The organism is Ruegeria sp. CDSC025 (genome assembly GCF_059610805.1).
The window spans coordinates 576525-592294 of the sequence record NZ_JBXWOJ010000001.1; the positions used below are offsets into that span (position 1 = coordinate 576525).

The following is a 15770-nucleotide window of genomic DNA, read 5'->3' on the forward strand; positions in this document are numbered from 1 at the left end:
TCATCGCACCACGTAGACCGAGACTGTCGAATGCCGCACGACGCGCGCAGCATTCGGACCCAGCAGGTAATCCTTGAAGTCCGGCTTATGCGCCCCAATGACGATCAGGTCAGATCCGGCGCTTTCTGCGGTTCTCAGGATCTCCTGATAGGCCGTGCCCGTGGCCACCACATGGCGGATCTTTTCATTGCGCTCACTGCCCAATGTTGATGCGCACAGCTCGGTCAGTTGTTTCTGCGCCTCAGCCAATGCCTTTTCATGGAAATCCGCCTGGAAAAAGCCGGACACCCAGCTTTCTCCAAAATCGGGCAGAACACTGACCACATCCAGCTGCGCCCCCTCCAAATCGGCCAATGCAGCGGCCTTTTGAAGGACCGGGCCATCAATTTTGCCATTGCTGATATCAACAGCACACAGAACAGAACGTGTCATGCGGGCACCCCTTGTCTGGCGGCACGGCCGCGTTGCAGGAAGGCGATCAGACCCAACAGGATCATCGCCGGGATATAGACCAGTTGCTTGGGTGGCTGGCTTGACGGCAGGCTGACCGAGGTCAGGCGCACGGCCTCATCCCCGTAATAGTCGAAGATGCTCAGATCATCTGCAACAGGCGCGCCGAACAGCGGCTCTTCCAGTTTGATCAGACCGTCCTCTTCGATCAGCAGTAGACCCATCGCATCAACCCGTGCAGGACCGCCGTCTTCGTCACCGACAGAGACGACAACCGTGGTATCCACCATCTCAAGCGTGTCGAAATCCGGGCCGCTGATGACCAGACGCACCTCGGTTCCGGGCGGTGTTTCCCCGATCGTTTCGGTGAATGCAGCCGGTTCAACGGTCTGATATGGGGGTGAAATCCTGTCCATAAAGTAATCCGGACGGAATAGTGCGAAAGCAACCGCGACCAAGGCAACGCTTTCATAGATCCGGCTGCGGGTCAGGAAGTAGCCCATCGTGCCCGCCGTAAAGACAAGGATCGCTATCGTCGCAAATATCGCAACGATTATCCCTTCGACCCAGGTCACATCAATCAACAGAAGGTCTGTGTTGAAGATGAAGACAAACGGCAACGCGACCGTGCGCAGGCTATAGAAGAAGGCGATGAATCCGGTCTTGATCGCATCGCCCCCCGATACAGCCGCAGCCGCGAAACTGGCCAGCCCCACGGGCGGTGTCACATCCGCCATGATGCCAAAGTAGAAGACGAACAGATGCACCGCGATCAGCGGCACAATCAGCCCGCTCTGCGCGCCCAGCTCCACGACCACACCGGCCATCAAAGAACTGACGACGATATAGTTCGCAGTGGTCGGCAGGCCCATGCCCAGGATCAGGCTGAGGATACCGACCATGATCAGCATCAGGATCAGATTGCCACCCGACAGGAACTCGACCAGATCGGCCATCACCTGGCCCACACCGGTCAGGGTCACGGTACCAACGATCACACCCGCCGTGGCCGTCGCCAGCGCGATACCGATCATGTTGCGCGCGCCGTCGATCATGCCCTGCCACAGATCCGCGACACCGTCGATGAACGCGTTGTAGAGGTTGCTTTGCCCCCGGAACATCGCCTTCAGCGGTTTCTGCGTCAGCAGGATCACAAACAGCAAGGACGTGGCCCAAAAGGCCGAAAGACCGGGCGATTTCTGTTCAATCATCAGGAAATAGACCAGCACGATGATCGGCAGAAGGTAGTGCAGGCCCGCCTTGTAGATCTCGCTAATGACCGGCAGCGTCACCTCTTTGGCATTCGGGTCATCGGGTTCCAGATCGGGCACCTGTGCGGCCAGGTACAGCAGCGCCACGTAAATTGCGCAGATGATCAGGCTGAGGACCAGACCGGCCGAGTTCGGCATCCAATTTGTCACTGCTTCCACAGGGAATTGAGAGCCATAGCAGAGCCCAGCAAAGACAATGAAGAACGAGAACATACCAACCACGGTACGTGCCAGTTTCACTTCGCGGTCGCCCAACGTAGGCATGTTCCGCTTTACGGCTTCGAGATGCACGATATAGACCAAAGCAATGTACGAGATCGCCGCTGGCAGGAAGGCGTGGGTGATCACCTCGACATAGGAAATTCCCACATATTCTACCATCAAGAAGGCTGCAGCGCCCATGACGGGTGGCATGATCTGCCCGTTCACCGAAGAGGCAACCTCGACCGAACCTGCCTGTTCGCTGCTGAACCCAACGCGTTTCATCAATGGAATGGTGAAGGTACCAGTGGTCACAACGTTTGCGATGGACGAGCCCGAGATCAGGCCGGTCGCAGCTGAGCCCACAACCGCCGCCTTGGCGGGGCCGCCGCGCAGGTGACCCAGCGCGCCAAAGGCCATCTTGATGAAATAGTTCCCTGCCCCGGCCTTATCCAGCAAGGCGCCAAACAGAACGAACAGGAATACAAACTTGGTCGAAACACCCAAGGCGATTCCGAACACGCCCTCGGAGGTGATCCACATATGGCTCATCGCCTTTTTCAGGCTGGCGCCCTTCCAGCGGATGACTTCGGGCACCCATTCGGATGATCCAAAGAAGACATAGGCCAAAAAGATCGTCGCAATAATCGCCATCGCCGGGCCAAGCGCGCGGCGCGCGGCCTCGAACAACAGTAATAGCCCACCCAGGGCGATCCATTTGTCTGTATCGTCTGCCAGCCCTCCGGCATCAACGATCTTGGTGTAGAAGAAATATCCGTACAGCGCCACAAACGCGCCTAGCAGCCCCATGATCCAATCCTGCACAGGGATATAATCCCGTGGGCTGGATTTCAGCGCCGGATAGGCTGCAAAGGCCAGAAACATCGCAAAGGCCAGGTGAAACTGACGCGAATTGTTAACCACGCTGCCGGGCAACACATAGTTCGCCAGGGGCGAAGCAAGTACGACCTGAAAGATCGACCAGATCGCCGCCACGATCGCAAGGAAAACGCCTACATTCCCAACCGGATTACGCCCTCCGGCATCTGAAGATGCGACCAGATCCTGTAGTTCTTCTTCGGATAGCGGGCGGTTCGATTGTGTCTCGGAACTCATGAAAATGTCTCCCCGTCGTGGCCATTTGCGGCCTTCTGAATCACCCGCTTGATACGGGTTTTGTGCGGGGCGCCCGACGGGCACCCCGCGTCAGGTCTGGCTTATTGAATCCAGCCTTTTTCTTTATAGTACTTCTCGGCACCCGGATGCAGCGGAGCCGACAAGCCGTCCGCGATCATCTCTTCGGGCTTGAGGTTGGCAAATGCCGGGTGAAGCTTTTTGAAGTCATCGAAGTTCTCGAAAACCGAGCTGACAACCGCATAAACCGCATCATCCGACACATCCGCCGAAGTCACGAAGGTCGCGCCAACGCCGAATGTCGCGGTCTCACCATCCGACCCGCGGTACATGCCGCCGGGAATGGTAGCAGTACGGTAGAACGAGTTGTCGTTGACCAGCTTGTCCACGGCCTCGCCGCTGACATTGACCAGAACCGAGTCGCAAGCCGTGGTGGCTTCTTGAATCGAGCCCGAGGGGTGACCCACGGTATAGACCATTGCGTCAATCTGATTGTCGCAAAGCGCCGCAGACTGTTCCGCCGCCTTCAACTCGGTCGCCAGTTCGAAATCGTCAGTGGACCAGCCCATTTCGCCCAGCAGAACCTCCATGGTGCCACGCTGACCGGATCCGGGGTTACCGATATTTACGCGCTTGCCTTTCAGGTCTTCGAAATTGGTCACACCGGAATCGGCACGGGCCACAACGGTAAACGGTTCGGGGTGAACCGAGAAGACGGCGCGCAGGTTTTCAAACGGGCCTGCCTCTTCGAATTTCGAGCTGCCGTTATAGGCATGGTACTGCCAGTCGGACTGCGCAACACCAAACTCCAGCTCGCCTTCGCGAATGGTGTTGATGTTGTACACAGAACCGCCGGTCGATTCGACCGAGCAGCGCACACCATGTTCCTTACGCCCTTTGTTGACCAGACGACAGATTGCACCGCCAGTTGGGTAATACACCCCGGTCACGCCACCTGTGCCGATCGTGATAAACTCTTCGGCATAGGCCGCAGGCGCCATCAGAGCCGCCGTGACAACCGCGCCGAGGCTAAGCTTGCTGCTGTTTTTCATAAGTGAACTCCCATTATTTTTCTGGTGGGAGACACATCAAAGCGCCGGATAAATGGCCCTGCGATATGCAATAACGCCCGCTATGCAGCAGGCATATCTTTGATTTTTCAGAATCTCCCAACCCGTAAGAGGTTTCATTCTGAGCATTAGCTTGTCAAGGCCAGCAGGTCACCAAAGCAGGCGTATCCTCAGATTTGACAAGCCCCCCTGAATTTTCCCCGCCTTTGACGCTTTTCTTGCGCATCTGCCCCGCAGTGACCGCAAACAAATCCAATTATGCGCTTTTGACATCGGGAACTCTGACCAAAACGCGAACGTGTGAGTTGGGAATGCGAGCAATTAGAACTACCGGAAAGAAAAAACAGAAGGCAGGTTCCCCTAACCCTCTGTTTTTACTTTGGTACCCAAGGCCGGACTCGAACCGGCACGGTATCACTACCGGGGGATTTTGAATCCCCTGCGTCTACCATTCCGCCACTTGGGCCACGGACACTGAATTAGCGTTCAAAATCGAGAAGGTCCAGAGGCAAAAAACACCCTGATTGAGGAATGTTCCAGCCTGCAAGGTTGACGGCCTGCGGGGCGCATGATTTGGCTTACCCAACACATGTACAGGGAAATTGCACCTGATGCTGCGACCTCTTTATGACTGGACCATTCGCCTGGCAGAACACCCGAATGCCTTGTGGGTGCTGGCTATTGTTTCCTTCATCGAAAGCTCTTTCTTTCCGATACCGCCGGACGTTCTGATGATTCCCATGATCCTTGCCCGACCCTCCCGGGCCTGGCTGATTGCTTCTGTAGCACTGGTAGCTTCGGTTTTGGGCGGAATGTTAGGCTATGCAATCGGCGCGTTCTTTTATGAAAGCCTCGGCCAGCCCATCCTTGAATCCATGGGCAAAGCCCACGCCATGGAAGAGTTCAACACACGGTTCAATGACTTTGGTTTCTGGGCTGTTCTGGCCGCTGGGGTTACGCCTTTTCCCTATAAGGTCATCACCATCATGTCCGGCTGGACAGGGATGCCCCTGGGCACCTTCATTGCCACCTCGATTCTGGCCCGAGCGATACGGTTTTTCATTGTCGCAGGTTTGCTTTGGGGCTTCGGAGAGCCGATCCGCAGCTTTATAGAAAAGCGGCTGGGCCTAATGTTTTCCCTGTTTATCATCCTTCTGTTTGGCGGTTTCCTAGCGGTGAAATTCTTATGACACGACGAAATTTACTGATCCTGATTGCGACGCTTGGGTCTATGGCGTTGTTACTTGGCGCCTTTGCCTTTCAGTATCTTGGCGGGCTTCCACCTTGCAAACTGTGCATTTGGCAACGCTATCCACATGGCGTCGCCATCCTGATCGGCGCTGTGGCGCTGGCATTGCCACGACAGTCTGTCTTGCCCCTATTGGGTGCACTGGCGGCGCTGTCTACTGCGGTCATTGGTGTCTATCACGCTGGTGTAGAACGCGGTTTGTGGGAAGGTCCGTCAAGCTGCACATCAAGCAGCATCGGCGGTCTGTCGGCAGAAGAACTGCTGGATCAGATCATGTCGGCACCACTGGTACGCTGTGATGATATTCCATGGGAGTTATTTGGTGTTTCAATGGCCGGATGGAATGCCGCTTTGTCTTTCGTTCTGGTTCTGCTCTGGTCCGCCGCGTTGCGTGAAGGCCGTTAGAGCTCGTCCAGTTCCGCATCCCAATAGAGAAAGTCGATCCAACTGTCATGCAGGTGGTTCGGTGGGAATTTTCGTCCAACGTTGCGCAAAGCCTCGGCATCCGGCTGCCGCGGAGGCTTGCGCAATGTCATTCCTGCTTGCCGCAGTGATTTAGACCCTTTGCGCAAGTTACATGGGCTACAGGCCGCAACAACGTTCTGCCAGCTTGTCACCCCGCCCGCCGCGCGCGGGATCACGTGATCAAAGGTCAGATCCCCACGGCTGCCACAGTATTGGCAGCGGAATTCATCCCTCAGAAATAAATTAAAGCGCGTGAAGGCCACGCGCTTTCTGGGTTTTACATAATCTTTCAGCACAACGACCGAGGGTATTCGTATTTCGGTGCTCGGGCTTCGGACAACTTCGTCATATTCGGCGACGATATCCACCCTGTCCAGCCAGGCAGCTTTTATGGCCTCCTGCCACGGCCAGAGCGATAGTGGATAGTAGGACAAGGGGCGGTAATCGGCGTTCAAAACCAATGCCGGATGATGCTTGAGCGCACCGGGTTCCCTGACAAATTCGGTCCTGAAGTCTCCGTCCATATCAGAATCGCTCCACGCTCTGCTCTGCCTATTTTGACATCAGAGCGGAGAACCCCCGCCCCGGCCTTAGCTTTACTATATATCGTGTTAAAGCTCTGACAAGCCCTGAGTTTCCACAATATCTCGGGGATTGAGTATTCCGAATCCGTAACAGGCCGATGACAGTTATCCACAGGTTGCACCAATTCGATCGCCGGGCTATGGCGGGTAATGTCCTGGTTCATCCGCTTCAATAAACCATTCGATGTATTGCCACAGTTCACGGATCGCGCGAATGCGGAGTCTCCGCGCAGGACGCTGTCGGATTTCATTGATCTGCCGGATGTGTATCCGGCCGGGCGATTGGACCGCGATAGCGAAGGTTTGATGCTGTTGACCGACAATGGTCGCCTTCAGGCGCAGATAGCCGATCCCAAGCATAAAATGGCTAAGACCTATTGGGTGCAGGTCGAAGGAGAGCCAGACGCCTCCGCCCTAAAAGCCCTGCGCGATGGTGTTGAGCTGAAGGAGGGCTTGACCCGCCCTGCCAAGGCGCGATTGATGGATCAGCCCGAGGCATTATGGCCGCGCGACCCGCCGATCAGAGTGCGGCAGACGGTGTCGGATTGTTGGGTCGAACTGGTCCTTCGAGAAGGTCGAAACAGGCAAGTGCGCCGGATGACGGCGGCCGTTGGGCACCCGACCCTTCGACTGATCCGCGCCCGGATTGGCGACTGGACATTGGACGGGCTTGAGCCGGGGCAATGGGATAGCCTATCTATGCCTGCCCTCGCGCCATCTTCTTCGCGCAAACGGGACCGGCGCCCACGTCGGTGACCGATACGCCTAATTGTGATAGGATAGAGGAATGAAGGTATCACCTGACATTCCGCAGCCAACCGGCCTTTTAGAAGCGTCACTTTATGTCGACGACCTGGATGCTGCAGAGCATTTCTATGGGGACGTTCTGGCGCTTGAGCAAATCCAGCGTGTCGCCAACCGGCATGTGTTCTACAAGGTGGGTGGTTCAGTGTTGCTGCTATTCAATGCGGCAGAGACCGAAAAACCTCCGGGCAACCCGCGCCTGCCTGTTCCCGCCCATGGCGCCCAAGGTCCGGGTCATGCCTGCTTTGGCATGGCGCGCGCGCAAATCGCGGTGATGCGAAAACATCTTATAGACTGGAACGTGCCCGTAGACGCTGAATTTGAATGGCCGAACGGAATACTGTCTCTATACGTTCGCGACCCGTCCGGGAATTCCATCGAATTCGCCGAGCCTTCCTTATGGGACTAGGATCACCGCAGCGGTTTCTTGTCACCTCCCGTGATCCGATAGATTAGACTTTCAGTCACTCCGACCTTGCCCAGCACCGCCTGAAATGTTGCCATGTGCGGTGTGGCAAAATGCTCCTCGAGCGCGGCCTGACTTTCCCATTCTTCGTAGATCCGAAACCGATTGGCATGACCCAGAATCTGGCTGAATTCATAGACCGTGCAGCCTGCTTCCTTCACCGTCTTGGCAACCATTTCCTGCGCAGCTTTTCTGGCAGCTTCGACACCTTCCGGCGTAATTTCGATAGTTCCGGTTACGATCAGCATGGTATCTCCAATCTCAGATCAATCCGTTTGGTAATCCTGTCGACCGGCGTGCCGTCACGAAGGGGCACACCAAAATCAACCGAGTAATCTTGGAATCCCATCTTCTCGTAATAGTTCAGGCCCATCCGGTTATCAGCCCTTATTGTCGCGCTGATGGAACCGAGCCCAACCCCTACGGCAAATTTGGCGGTTTCTTCAAACAAGGCACGCCCTGCCCCCTTCAAAACCGGTTCGCGGCGGGTGAAGGTCGCAATGTCAGCACAATCGTCGGGCAGTGCGTCATTCACCCCAAGCCATTGAAACCCGGCAACCTCACCTTGCGCGTCCATCGCCACATGGCTGCAAATCTTATCGAGACCCAATAGATAACTCTGCGCAAACTGCGCCTCGGAGAAAGGGGTTTCGAACGCGGTCGTACCACCAATGGCGATGATCTGGTTGAGCAAATCGCAAGCTGCTGCGACATCCTCGGGCATCATGGGGCGGACCGCAATCATTGCTTAAAGGCTCAGCTTGTCACGCATGAAAGCCAGTGCGACGCTAAGACCATCCGGGGCAATACCGTGGCCGGTGCCCTTCATGACATGGGCATAGACCTCTTTGAACTCAGCCGCTTGCAGGGCCTCGGCGGCTTCGGGCAATGATTGTGGCGGCACGACGTCATCGGCGTCGCCATGTACCAGTAGGACCGGCATGCGGCTGACTGTTTCATCCGGCAGCAAATCGGGTTCCAGAAGGCGTCCTGAAATGGCTACTATCCCGGCCACTGGGTCCTCGCGGCGCGGGGCGACATGCAGGCTCATCATCGTGCCTTGCGAAAATCCGAACAGAACCACCTGCTCGGGCAGAACGTCTTCGTCCACCATCAACGCATCGAGGAAAGCGTCGAAGTCATCCGCCGCCATTTCCATCCCGCGGCGCGATTCTTCTTCGGAAGAGCCATCAATCCACGGGATCGGGAACCACTGAAAGCCATTGGGCATACCCGGGATCTGCTCGGGCGCGTCAGGGGCAACGAACAGCGTGTCCGGCAAGTGCTCGCCCAACACATCGGCCAGCCCCAGCAAGTCGGCCCCGTTGGCGCCATAGCCATGCACGAACACCACGACCGAGCGCGTATCGCCCGAAACCGGCTCTTTTCGGAGCGCATTCAAAACCCGTGTCATCTGATCCCTTCTCGTTCTTTTGCGACCCGGTAATAGGCCCACAACACCCGCGCTGCAACCGACCGCCAGGGTGACCACGCTTCGGCCATCCGGCGCAGTTCTTTATCCGTAGGGCGCTTGGGTAAATCATAGAGGATGCGCGCGGCCTCTTGCAGCGCAAGGTCGCCCGGTGCAATCACATCGGCACGGCCCAGAGAAAACATCGCGTAAATCTCGGCAGTCCAGACGCCTATGCCTGAAATTTCGGTCAGGATCGCCACAACATCCTCATCAGGTGCGTCGCGTAACGCCTTGTAATCAATACGAGCCTCCGCAAGCGCTCGGGCATATCTGACCTTTTGGCGGCTAAGGCCCACCGCACGCAAATCCTCATCGGTGGCCCACATGATTTTGCGTGGGCCCGTCAGTTTTGCATCTTGCAGTCGTTTCCAGATGGCGTTCGCCGAGGCCACACTGACCTGTTGGCTGACAATCGCACTTAGCAGCTGGGCAAACCCGTCAGGCTTACGGCGCAGCGGCAAAGGCCCGGTCTGGTCCATCGCATAGGCCATGCGCGGACAGGTCTCGGCCAGCCACTTGGCCCCCTCGGCCACGCAATCGGGGGTTTCAATGATACGTCCGACGGACATGCGCGCTCCGGCAAATTGGTCAGCAGCACGTTAGGGTGCTTTGTCGCAGATGCAACCGTCTTGTATGACCCTGCTTTCATCGCTACGCATTGGCGCATGACAATGACACCCACGATCCCGGATAACAGTCAGGCCAAGCGTAATGTCGCTGTTCTGGTCGCAGCTCAGGCCATTCTGGGATCGCAGATGCCGATGATCTTTATTGTTGGCGGTCTGGCCGGGCAGTCGCTGGCCACCAATGCCTGTCTAGCAACCCTGCCCATCTCGCTGATCGTGCTGGGGTCAATGCTGGCGGCAACACCGATTTCGGCCATAATGCAACGCTGGGGACGGCGCGCAGGGTTTCTGGTTGGGGCAACGGCAGGTGCCTGCGGGGGGCTGGTTGGGGCCTACGGTTTGTATCTGGCCTCGTTCCCGGTCTTCCTGGCGGGCAGTCTGCTGACCGGCATCTATATGAGCGCGCACGGATTCTATCGCTTTGCCGCCGCGGACACAGCCTCGGACGCCTTTCGCCCTAAGGCAATCTCATACGTCATGGCCGGCGGTCTGGCCGCCGCGCTCATTGGCCCCCAAATCGTTAAGCTGACCTCGACCGCCTATGTGATCCCATTCCTGGGCACCTATCTGGCGGTGATTGTGCTCAACATTCTGGGTTCGGTCTTGTTTTTCTTTCTGGACATCCCCACGCCTGCAAAAGCCGCTGAGGGGGCCCCGACCGGACGCACCCGGCTTGAGATGCTAAAGACGCCGCGCATCGCCGTGGCCATCATCTGCGCAATGGTTTCTTATGCGTTGATGAATCTGGTCATGACATCCACTCCGCTGGCAGTGGTTGGTTGTGGCTACACAGCCAATGACGCGGCAGATGTGGTCTCTTTTCACGTTCTCGCCATGTACATCCCCAGTTTCTTCACCGGCCAGTTGATTGCCCGTTTTGGCGTCGAAAAGATCGTAGCTCTTGGTCTGGCAATCCTTGCCGGTGCTGGCGTTGTCGCCTTGCAAGGGGTTGAGCTTGAGAACTTCTTCATCGCTCTGATCTTGCTGGGCGTCGGATGGAATTTTGGCTTTATTGGCGCGACCACCATGTTGGCGGCATCGCATGACATCAACGAGCGTGGCCGCATGCAGGGTCTGAACGACCTGCTGGTATTCGGTGGCGTAACACTGGCTTCGCTTGCTTCGGGTGGATTGATGAACTGCTCTGGCGGCTCACCGGTTGAAGGCTGGACCGCGGTAAACCTTGCCATGGTTCCATTGTTGACTCTGGCCGGGGGCGCATTGCTTTGGTTGGTTCTGCGCCCGTCCGAGCCCGAAACGGTCTGAGGTCTACCAGCGACCCCGGACCACCTTCCACATCAGGGAAACCCGGCGCCGAACCTCACCCTGCATCAAATTCCCTGCGGCCACGCGATCTGGCTGAGCAATCGCCTTGCGCAACACCCATTCAGATTGCCAACCCGCCAAAAGCGCCGGGCGCGCCTCTGGTGAAATCGCCAGACGCTGTCCCTGTGCGCGCCGTAACCGGTTCAGAGCCTTTTGCGCCAGAGCGCGCACTGCATCGGGTGTTCCATCCAACAAAGGAATACGCCTGCGCGCTTCAAGATCCGGGATTGCGCGCAACCAGTTCGCCACGCCAACGGCATAGCCGAAATCTCGCAACACAGGCTCGTCGGCCTCACCCAAAGATTGCGCCGACGCGACCATCAAACTGGCTGAGCTGTGATTGAGGTAGGCCTCGAAATGGGCCTCGTCCTCGAAAGGATCGCGATAAATATCCCAGCGCCTTACGGCCACGTATTCATCCAGCATCACCGCCAGATGTGGGGAAAGAACCTGCGATAACGGCGTCACGACCTCATGTCGACGCACAGTCGGACCTTCAGCAATTTCCTGCAATGCATCGCGCCACCATTGCAGGCGCATTTCGGCAATCATCGCCTCTTGCGTGACCCAGGGCGCTCGGGCGACCTCGACATTCAGGGCATAGATCGGAAACAGAACCGAACGTGCGGCAACCGGCGCGGCCATCGCCGCCATGAACCGGTCCGGATCGGCGCGATGCACCAATGCAGCACAGGCCTTCAGATCGTCATTGAACTGCACCGTCACTCGGCCACCACCGCCCGAGGACGGCAATCCCGTACAAGCTTCCACTGGATCGCATCCAATAGGGCCTCAAACGACGCATCCACTATGTTCGCGCTGACCCCGACAGTTGACCAGCGCCGCCCCTGCCCGTCTTCGCTGTCGATGATGACCCGCGTCACGGCCTCGGTTCCGCCTTGGGTGATCCGCACCTTGAAATCGACCAGATGCATGTCGTCCAATATCCGCGAATATTGCCCCAGATCCTTGGCCAGAGCCTTGGCCAAAGCGTTCACCGGACCCCGGTCGCTGCCATCTTCGTCCAGAGATTCACTGACCGACAGCTTCTTTTCCCCGTCGACTTTTACCACGACAACGGCCTCGGACAGGCTGACCATCTTGTCGTATTTGTTCTTACGCCGCTCGACCGTGACCTTATAGCGTTTGACCTCGAAAAACGCGGGCAACTGGCCCAGCTCATCGCGCGCCAACAGCTCAAAACTGGCCTGGGCGGTGTCATAAGAATAGCCTTCGGCCTCGCGTTGCTTGATCCGGTCAAGAATGCGCCCCAGCGCCGGATCACCACTTTCCACGCTCAGGCCGGCCTCAGTCAGGCGTTTACGCAGATTCGACTGCCCCGCCTGGTTCGACATCGGGATGATCCGTGCATTGCCGACAGTCGCCGGATCGACATGTTCGTATGTCGACGGATCCTTCAGGATCGCGCTGGCATGCAGCCCCGCCTTATGTGCAAAAGCCGACGCACCCACATAGGCCGCCTGCTTGCTGGGCACCCGGTTCAGGATTTCGTCCAACATACGGCTGACCCGAGTCAGACCCGCCAAGGCCCCGACGCTGACCCCGATATCAAACTGCGACACATAAGGCTCTTTCAGCAACAAGGTCGGGATCAAGGCGGTCAGATTTGCATTCCCGCAACGCTCGCCCAACCCGTTCAGCGTTCCCTGAACCTGACGCACGCCCGCATCCACAGCAGCCAGAGAGCATGCAACCGCATTTTCCGTATCATTATGCGTATGAATGCCCAAACGATCCCCGGGCAGGCCTGCGGCAATCACCTCGGCCACAACCCGCGACACTTCACCGGGCAATGCGCCCCCATTGGTGTCACACAGAACAACCCAGCGAGCTCCGGCCTCTAAAGCGGCCTTGCAAACCTGGACCGCATATCCGGGATTGTCCCTGTAGCCATCAAAGAAATGCTCGGCGTCAAAAAGCGCCTCACGCCCCTGCGCCACGATATGCGCAACCGAGGCGCGCACGTTCTCGACATTCTCCTCCAGAGTGATCCCCAGCGCCTGGGTCACGTGGTAATCATGCGACTTGCCCACAAGACACACTGCCTTCGTGCCAGCGTTCATCACCGCCGCAAGAACATCGTCATTCTCAGCCGACCGACCCGCGCGTTTGGTCATCCCAAAAGCGGTCAACCGCGCCGCAGTTTTCGGCGCGGCATCAAAAAACGCACTGTCAGTCGGGTTCGCACCGGGCCAACCACCTTCGATGTAATCCACACCCAACTCGTCCAGCGCCTGCGCGATCTGCACCTTCTCAGCGGTCGAGAACTGCACGCCCTGCGTCTGCTGCCCATCGCGCAAGGTGGTGTCGTAGAGGTAGAGGCGAGTTTTTGTCATAACACTCCCTCCAACTTGGTAAGGTCAAAGCCGGTACCAGGAACCAACTCTACACCTTCTTTGCTCATCCGCACTTCAAGGCCAGCTGCCACATATACTGCTTTCAGGCGATCCACCTCTGAGAAATCCTTGCTCTGCATCGCCCCGGCCCGCGCTTCTGCCAGTTTATCCGCATACGACCCCAAATCCACTGAGGCCAGATCGGCCCATGCACCCATTTCGGGCATCAACAGCCCCATAACCTGGGCGCCAGCCAACAGGCTTGCATGGTCACCTTCGGACGCCAGCCGGTATAGCTCGGTGATGGCGCCCGCTGTGTTCAGATCATCGCTCAGCGCAGCGATGACCGCGGGCGCCGCGCTGGCGGCGGGCTCGATGTCTGCTGTCAGCGCCCGCCACTTGCGCAGCGTTGCCTCGGCTTCACGCGCCTTTTTCTCGGTCCAGTCCATCGGCTTGCGATAATGGGTCTGCAAAAAGACAAAGCGGATCACCTCACCGGGCACGCCCTGCTCCAGAAGATCGTGCACGGTGAAGAAGTTGCCCAGCGATTTGGACATTTTCTTGCCTTCGACCTGCAACATCTCATTGTGCAGCCAAACGCGCGCAAACTCGCCATGCGGGTGGGCGCATTTGCTCTGGGCGATCTCGTTTTCATGGTGCGGAAACATCAGATCGTTGCCACCACCGTGAATGTCAAAGCTCTCACCCAACAGCTCATAGCTCATGGCCGAGCATTCGATATGCCAACCCGGACGCCCTCGACCCCAAGGAGACTCCCACCCGGGCAACTCGTCGGTAGACGGTTTCCACAGAACGAAATCCATCGGGTTCTTCTTATACGGCGCAACTTCGACCCGAGCACCCGCGATCATATCATCCACGGACCGACCGGACAGGGCTCCGTACTGCTCTTTCCAACTGTCCACCGCGAACAGAACATGCCCTTCGGCCGCATAGGCGTGACCCTTGGCAATCAGATCCTCGATCATCGCGACCATTTGAGTAATATATTGCGTCGCGCGCGGCATCTCGGTCGGCTCCAACGCCCCCAGCGCGCCCATGTCGTGCAGATACCAGCCAATGGTTTCATCCGATCGTTCCTGCACCAAATCCTCCAGCGACCCTTTGGCCCCGGCCTTCTGTCGAGACAACGCGGTCGCGTTGATCTTGTCATCCACATCGGTGAAATTGCGCACATAGGTCACATGATCTGCGCCATAAACATGCCGCAGCAAACGATAGAGCACATCAAACACGACCACGGGCCGCGCGTTACCCAGATGGGCACGGTCATAGACGGTAGGTCCACAGACATACATCCGCACATTGTCGGCGCTGATCGGAACGAAATCCTCTTTTGTCCGTGTCCGTGTGTTGTGCAGTTTGATCGTCTTCATCTGTCGGCTCCTAAGAACGGCATAGCGTCTCGCGTTGGCGCGGGCTTAGCAACTTGTCTCAGGGAAGAAAACGAAAGAAACCGGCCCGCTTGATAAATCAGCAGGTAATGCAGCAGATAATGATGCAGGTCATCTGGTTCATGGATCATCCTCTAGCACGGCTATCCCGCCGCGCCAAGCCTTACGTTCTATCATGACCGGGGAGTGATTGGCGAACGCCCTGAATTGGAACAGGAAATCGACGCCATGCTCCGCAAACGCCAGACCTTCATAGTCGTGAATTCGGCAGCTCAGATCAGATTCAATCTGGAAATCTTGCTAGAACCGAAATGTCGTACGCAGATTGAACACATTCGAATCCAGCCCCCCATTCGATCGGGTAACGTCATTGAAATTCTGGCGCAGCGCCTCACCGCTGATGACGAAATTATTGCCAATCGGATAAGCGACACCAATGCCATAAACCGCTGCGGTATCGTTTTCGACCGTGGAATCCACGCGCGCCGCACCGATAACTACATATCCCAACGCATTACCGAAATCGTATCCGCCGCGCAGTTTCAGCCGGGTCATGCTATCCAGACTGCCTTCGCCCTGACCAAGATTCAGCGACAGCCGGTTATACTCAAGCTCACCACCCAACACGAACTTGCCGAAATCAAAGTCATACCCGAGATGAGGACCAAAGCTGGTGTCGCTGCCGCTTGAACCATTCGGCCCGTCTGCATCAGCATAGCCAAAGCTGAATCCCGCATAGGCACCGCTCCAATCCTCGGCCAAAGCCGGTGAGAAGCCGGATGTCGCCAGAGCAACAATTAATGCGATATGCACCTTCCTACGATTCACCAAAAACCTTTCAGAAATGCTTTCGAGTATTCAGATCAATTTGCTACAAA

17 protein-coding genes and 1 tRNA gene are annotated in these 15770 nt (G+C 57.1%); 5 read left to right on the forward strand and 13 right to left on the reverse strand.

The window, feature by feature from the left end:
• From AC2FH8_RS02895 to AC2FH8_RS02910, 4 genes are all read right to left on the reverse strand, one after another.
• Positions 1-432, reverse strand: a complete 432-nt coding sequence (locus AC2FH8_RS02895; RefSeq protein WP_142633674.1) for a universal stress protein — start codon at positions 430-432, stop codon at positions 1-3.
• Positions 429-3038 carry a TRAP transporter permease gene (locus AC2FH8_RS02900; RefSeq protein ID WP_281972064.1) on the reverse strand — a complete coding sequence of 870 codons (2610 nt, stop codon included), beginning with the start codon at positions 3036-3038 and terminating at the stop codon, positions 429-431. Before AC2FH8_RS02900 ends, AC2FH8_RS02895 begins: the two co-directional genes overlap by 4 nt.
• A 101-nt stretch (positions 3039-3139) precedes the next feature.
• Entirely contained in the window at positions 3140-4108 is a 969-nt protein-coding gene (locus AC2FH8_RS02905; protein ID WP_281994583.1) for a TAXI family TRAP transporter solute-binding subunit, read from the reverse strand.
• 398 nt (positions 4109-4506) lie between these two features.
• Positions 4507-4592, reverse strand: a tRNA-Leu gene (locus AC2FH8_RS02910).
• A 145-nt stretch (positions 4593-4737) separates the two neighbouring features.
• Here AC2FH8_RS02910 and AC2FH8_RS02915 point away from each other — a divergent pair.
• Together AC2FH8_RS02915 and AC2FH8_RS02920 are read left to right on the forward strand one after the other, a co-directional pair.
• Complete coding sequence (locus tag AC2FH8_RS02915) at positions 4738-5316, forward strand: YqaA family protein (RefSeq protein WP_496688162.1); 579 nt, start codon at positions 4738-4740, stop codon at positions 5314-5316.
• A complete protein-coding gene (locus AC2FH8_RS02920) occupies positions 5313-5780 on the forward strand; it encodes a disulfide bond formation protein B (RefSeq protein WP_496688164.1) in 468 nt (155 codons plus the stop codon). The genes AC2FH8_RS02915 and AC2FH8_RS02920 overlap by 4 nt, the downstream gene beginning before the upstream one ends.
• Here AC2FH8_RS02920 and AC2FH8_RS02925 read toward each other — a convergent pair.
• Positions 5777-6364 (reverse strand): HNH endonuclease, encoded by a 588-nt coding sequence (locus tag AC2FH8_RS02925; protein ID WP_142633663.1) that lies wholly within the window; start codon positions 6362-6364, stop codon positions 5777-5779. The genes AC2FH8_RS02920 and AC2FH8_RS02925 overlap by 4 nt on opposite strands.
• Positions 6365-6574: 210 nt before the next feature.
• On the opposite strand from AC2FH8_RS02925, the gene AC2FH8_RS02930 reads away from it, so the two are divergent.
• Both AC2FH8_RS02930 and AC2FH8_RS02935 read left to right on the forward strand, forming a co-directional pair.
• Entirely contained in the window at positions 6575-7180 is a 606-nt protein-coding gene (locus AC2FH8_RS02930) for a pseudouridine synthase (RefSeq protein ID WP_142633661.1), read from the forward strand.
• 31 nt (positions 7181-7211) lie between these two features.
• Complete coding sequence (locus AC2FH8_RS02935; protein ID WP_281994582.1) at positions 7212-7637, forward strand: VOC family protein; 426 nt, start codon at positions 7212-7214, stop codon at positions 7635-7637.
• A gap of 2 nt (positions 7638-7639) precedes the next feature.
• Here AC2FH8_RS02935 and AC2FH8_RS02940 read toward each other — a convergent pair whose 3' ends face one another.
• The 4 genes from AC2FH8_RS02940 to AC2FH8_RS02955 are packed head-to-tail and all read right to left on the reverse strand — an operon-like array spanning position 7640 to position 9737.
• Entirely contained in the window at positions 7640-7942 is a 303-nt protein-coding gene (locus tag AC2FH8_RS02940) for a putative quinol monooxygenase (RefSeq protein ID WP_496688167.1), read from the reverse strand.
• Entirely contained in the window at positions 7936-8439 is a 504-nt protein-coding gene (locus AC2FH8_RS02945; protein WP_281972058.1) for a GNAT family N-acetyltransferase, read from the reverse strand. Before AC2FH8_RS02945 ends, AC2FH8_RS02940 begins: the two co-directional genes overlap by 7 nt.
• A 3-nt stretch (positions 8440-8442) precedes the next feature.
• Positions 8443-9108, reverse strand: coding sequence for an alpha/beta hydrolase (locus AC2FH8_RS02950; RefSeq protein WP_142633653.1), 666 nt, complete (start codon positions 9106-9108; stop codon positions 8443-8445).
• Positions 9105-9737 (reverse strand): DNA-3-methyladenine glycosylase family protein, encoded by a 633-nt coding sequence (locus AC2FH8_RS02955; RefSeq protein ID WP_282021224.1) that lies wholly within the window; start codon positions 9735-9737, stop codon positions 9105-9107. The genes AC2FH8_RS02950 and AC2FH8_RS02955 overlap by 4 nt, the downstream gene beginning before the upstream one ends.
• A gap of 96 nt (positions 9738-9833) precedes the next feature.
• Between AC2FH8_RS02955 and AC2FH8_RS02960 the strand changes: the two genes are divergently transcribed.
• On the forward strand, positions 9834-11060 hold the full coding sequence (locus tag AC2FH8_RS02960) for an MFS transporter (RefSeq protein WP_282027388.1): 1227 nt from the start codon (positions 9834-9836) through the stop codon (positions 11058-11060).
• 3 nt (positions 11061-11063) lie between these two features.
• Here AC2FH8_RS02960 and AC2FH8_RS02965 read toward each other — a convergent pair whose 3' ends face one another.
• The 4 genes from AC2FH8_RS02965 to AC2FH8_RS02980 all read right to left on the reverse strand — a co-directional run bounded on the left by AC2FH8_RS02965 (position 11064) and on the right by AC2FH8_RS02980 (position 15720).
• Positions 11064-11840: a squalene/phytoene synthase family protein gene (locus tag AC2FH8_RS02965; RefSeq protein ID WP_282027478.1), complete on the reverse strand. Its 777-nt coding sequence runs from the start codon at positions 11838-11840 to the stop codon at positions 11064-11066.
• 2 nt (positions 11841-11842) lie between these two features.
• On the reverse strand, positions 11843-13477 hold the full coding sequence (gene cimA, locus AC2FH8_RS02970; protein ID WP_496688170.1) for a citramalate synthase: 1635 nt from the start codon (positions 13475-13477) through the stop codon (positions 11843-11845).
• Positions 13474-14874 carry a cysteine--tRNA ligase gene (gene cysS / locus AC2FH8_RS02975; RefSeq protein ID WP_496688172.1) on the reverse strand — a complete coding sequence of 467 codons (1401 nt, stop codon included), beginning with the start codon at positions 14872-14874 and terminating at the stop codon, positions 13474-13476. The genes cimA and cysS overlap by 4 nt, the downstream gene beginning before the upstream one ends.
• A gap of 318 nt (positions 14875-15192) precedes the next feature.
• The gene (locus AC2FH8_RS02980; RefSeq protein WP_496688174.1) at positions 15193-15720 is read right to left on the reverse strand and encodes an outer membrane protein; all 528 of its coding nucleotides are present in this window, start codon (positions 15718-15720) and stop codon (positions 15193-15195) included.
• Positions 15721-15770: the final 50 nt, after the last annotated feature.

Coding starts and splice junctions, on each gene's coding strand:
- AC2FH8_RS02895 (WP_142633674.1), bottom strand. CDS start 432: ATGACACGTTCTGTTCTGTGTGCTGTTGATATCAGCAATGGCAAAATT.
- AC2FH8_RS02900 (WP_281972064.1), bottom strand. CDS start 3,038: ATGAGTTCCGAGACACAATCGAACCGCCCGCTATCCGAAGAAGAACTA.
- AC2FH8_RS02905 (WP_281994583.1), bottom strand. CDS start 4,108: ATGAAAAACAGCAGCAAGCTTAGCCTCGGCGCGGTTGTCACGGCGGCT.
- AC2FH8_RS02915 (WP_496688162.1), top strand. CDS start 4,738: ATGCTGCGACCTCTTTATGACTGGACCATTCGCCTGGCAGAACACCCG.
- AC2FH8_RS02920 (WP_496688164.1), top strand. CDS start 5,313: ATGACACGACGAAATTTACTGATCCTGATTGCGACGCTTGGGTCTATG.
- AC2FH8_RS02925 (WP_142633663.1), bottom strand. CDS start 6,364: ATGGACGGAGACTTCAGGACCGAATTTGTCAGGGAACCCGGTGCGCTC.
- AC2FH8_RS02930 (WP_142633661.1), top strand. CDS start 6,575: ATGTCCTGGTTCATCCGCTTCAATAAACCATTCGATGTATTGCCACAG.
- AC2FH8_RS02935 (WP_281994582.1), top strand. CDS start 7,212: ATGAAGGTATCACCTGACATTCCGCAGCCAACCGGCCTTTTAGAAGCG.
- AC2FH8_RS02940 (WP_496688167.1), bottom strand. CDS start 7,942: ATGCTGATCGTAACCGGAACTATCGAAATTACGCCGGAAGGTGTCGAA.
- AC2FH8_RS02945 (WP_281972058.1), bottom strand. CDS start 8,439: ATGATTGCGGTCCGCCCCATGATGCCCGAGGATGTCGCAGCAGCTTGC.
- AC2FH8_RS02950 (WP_142633653.1), bottom strand. CDS start 9,108: ATGACACGGGTTTTGAATGCGCTCCGAAAAGAGCCGGTTTCGGGCGAT.
- AC2FH8_RS02955 (WP_282021224.1), bottom strand. CDS start 9,737: ATGTCCGTCGGACGTATCATTGAAACCCCCGATTGCGTGGCCGAGGGG.
- AC2FH8_RS02960 (WP_282027388.1), top strand. CDS start 9,834: ATGACAATGACACCCACGATCCCGGATAACAGTCAGGCCAAGCGTAAT.
- cimA (WP_496688170.1), bottom strand. CDS start 13,477: ATGACAAAAACTCGCCTCTACCTCTACGACACCACCTTGCGCGATGGG.
- cysS (WP_496688172.1), bottom strand. CDS start 14,874: ATGAAGACGATCAAACTGCACAACACACGGACACGGACAAAAGAGGAT.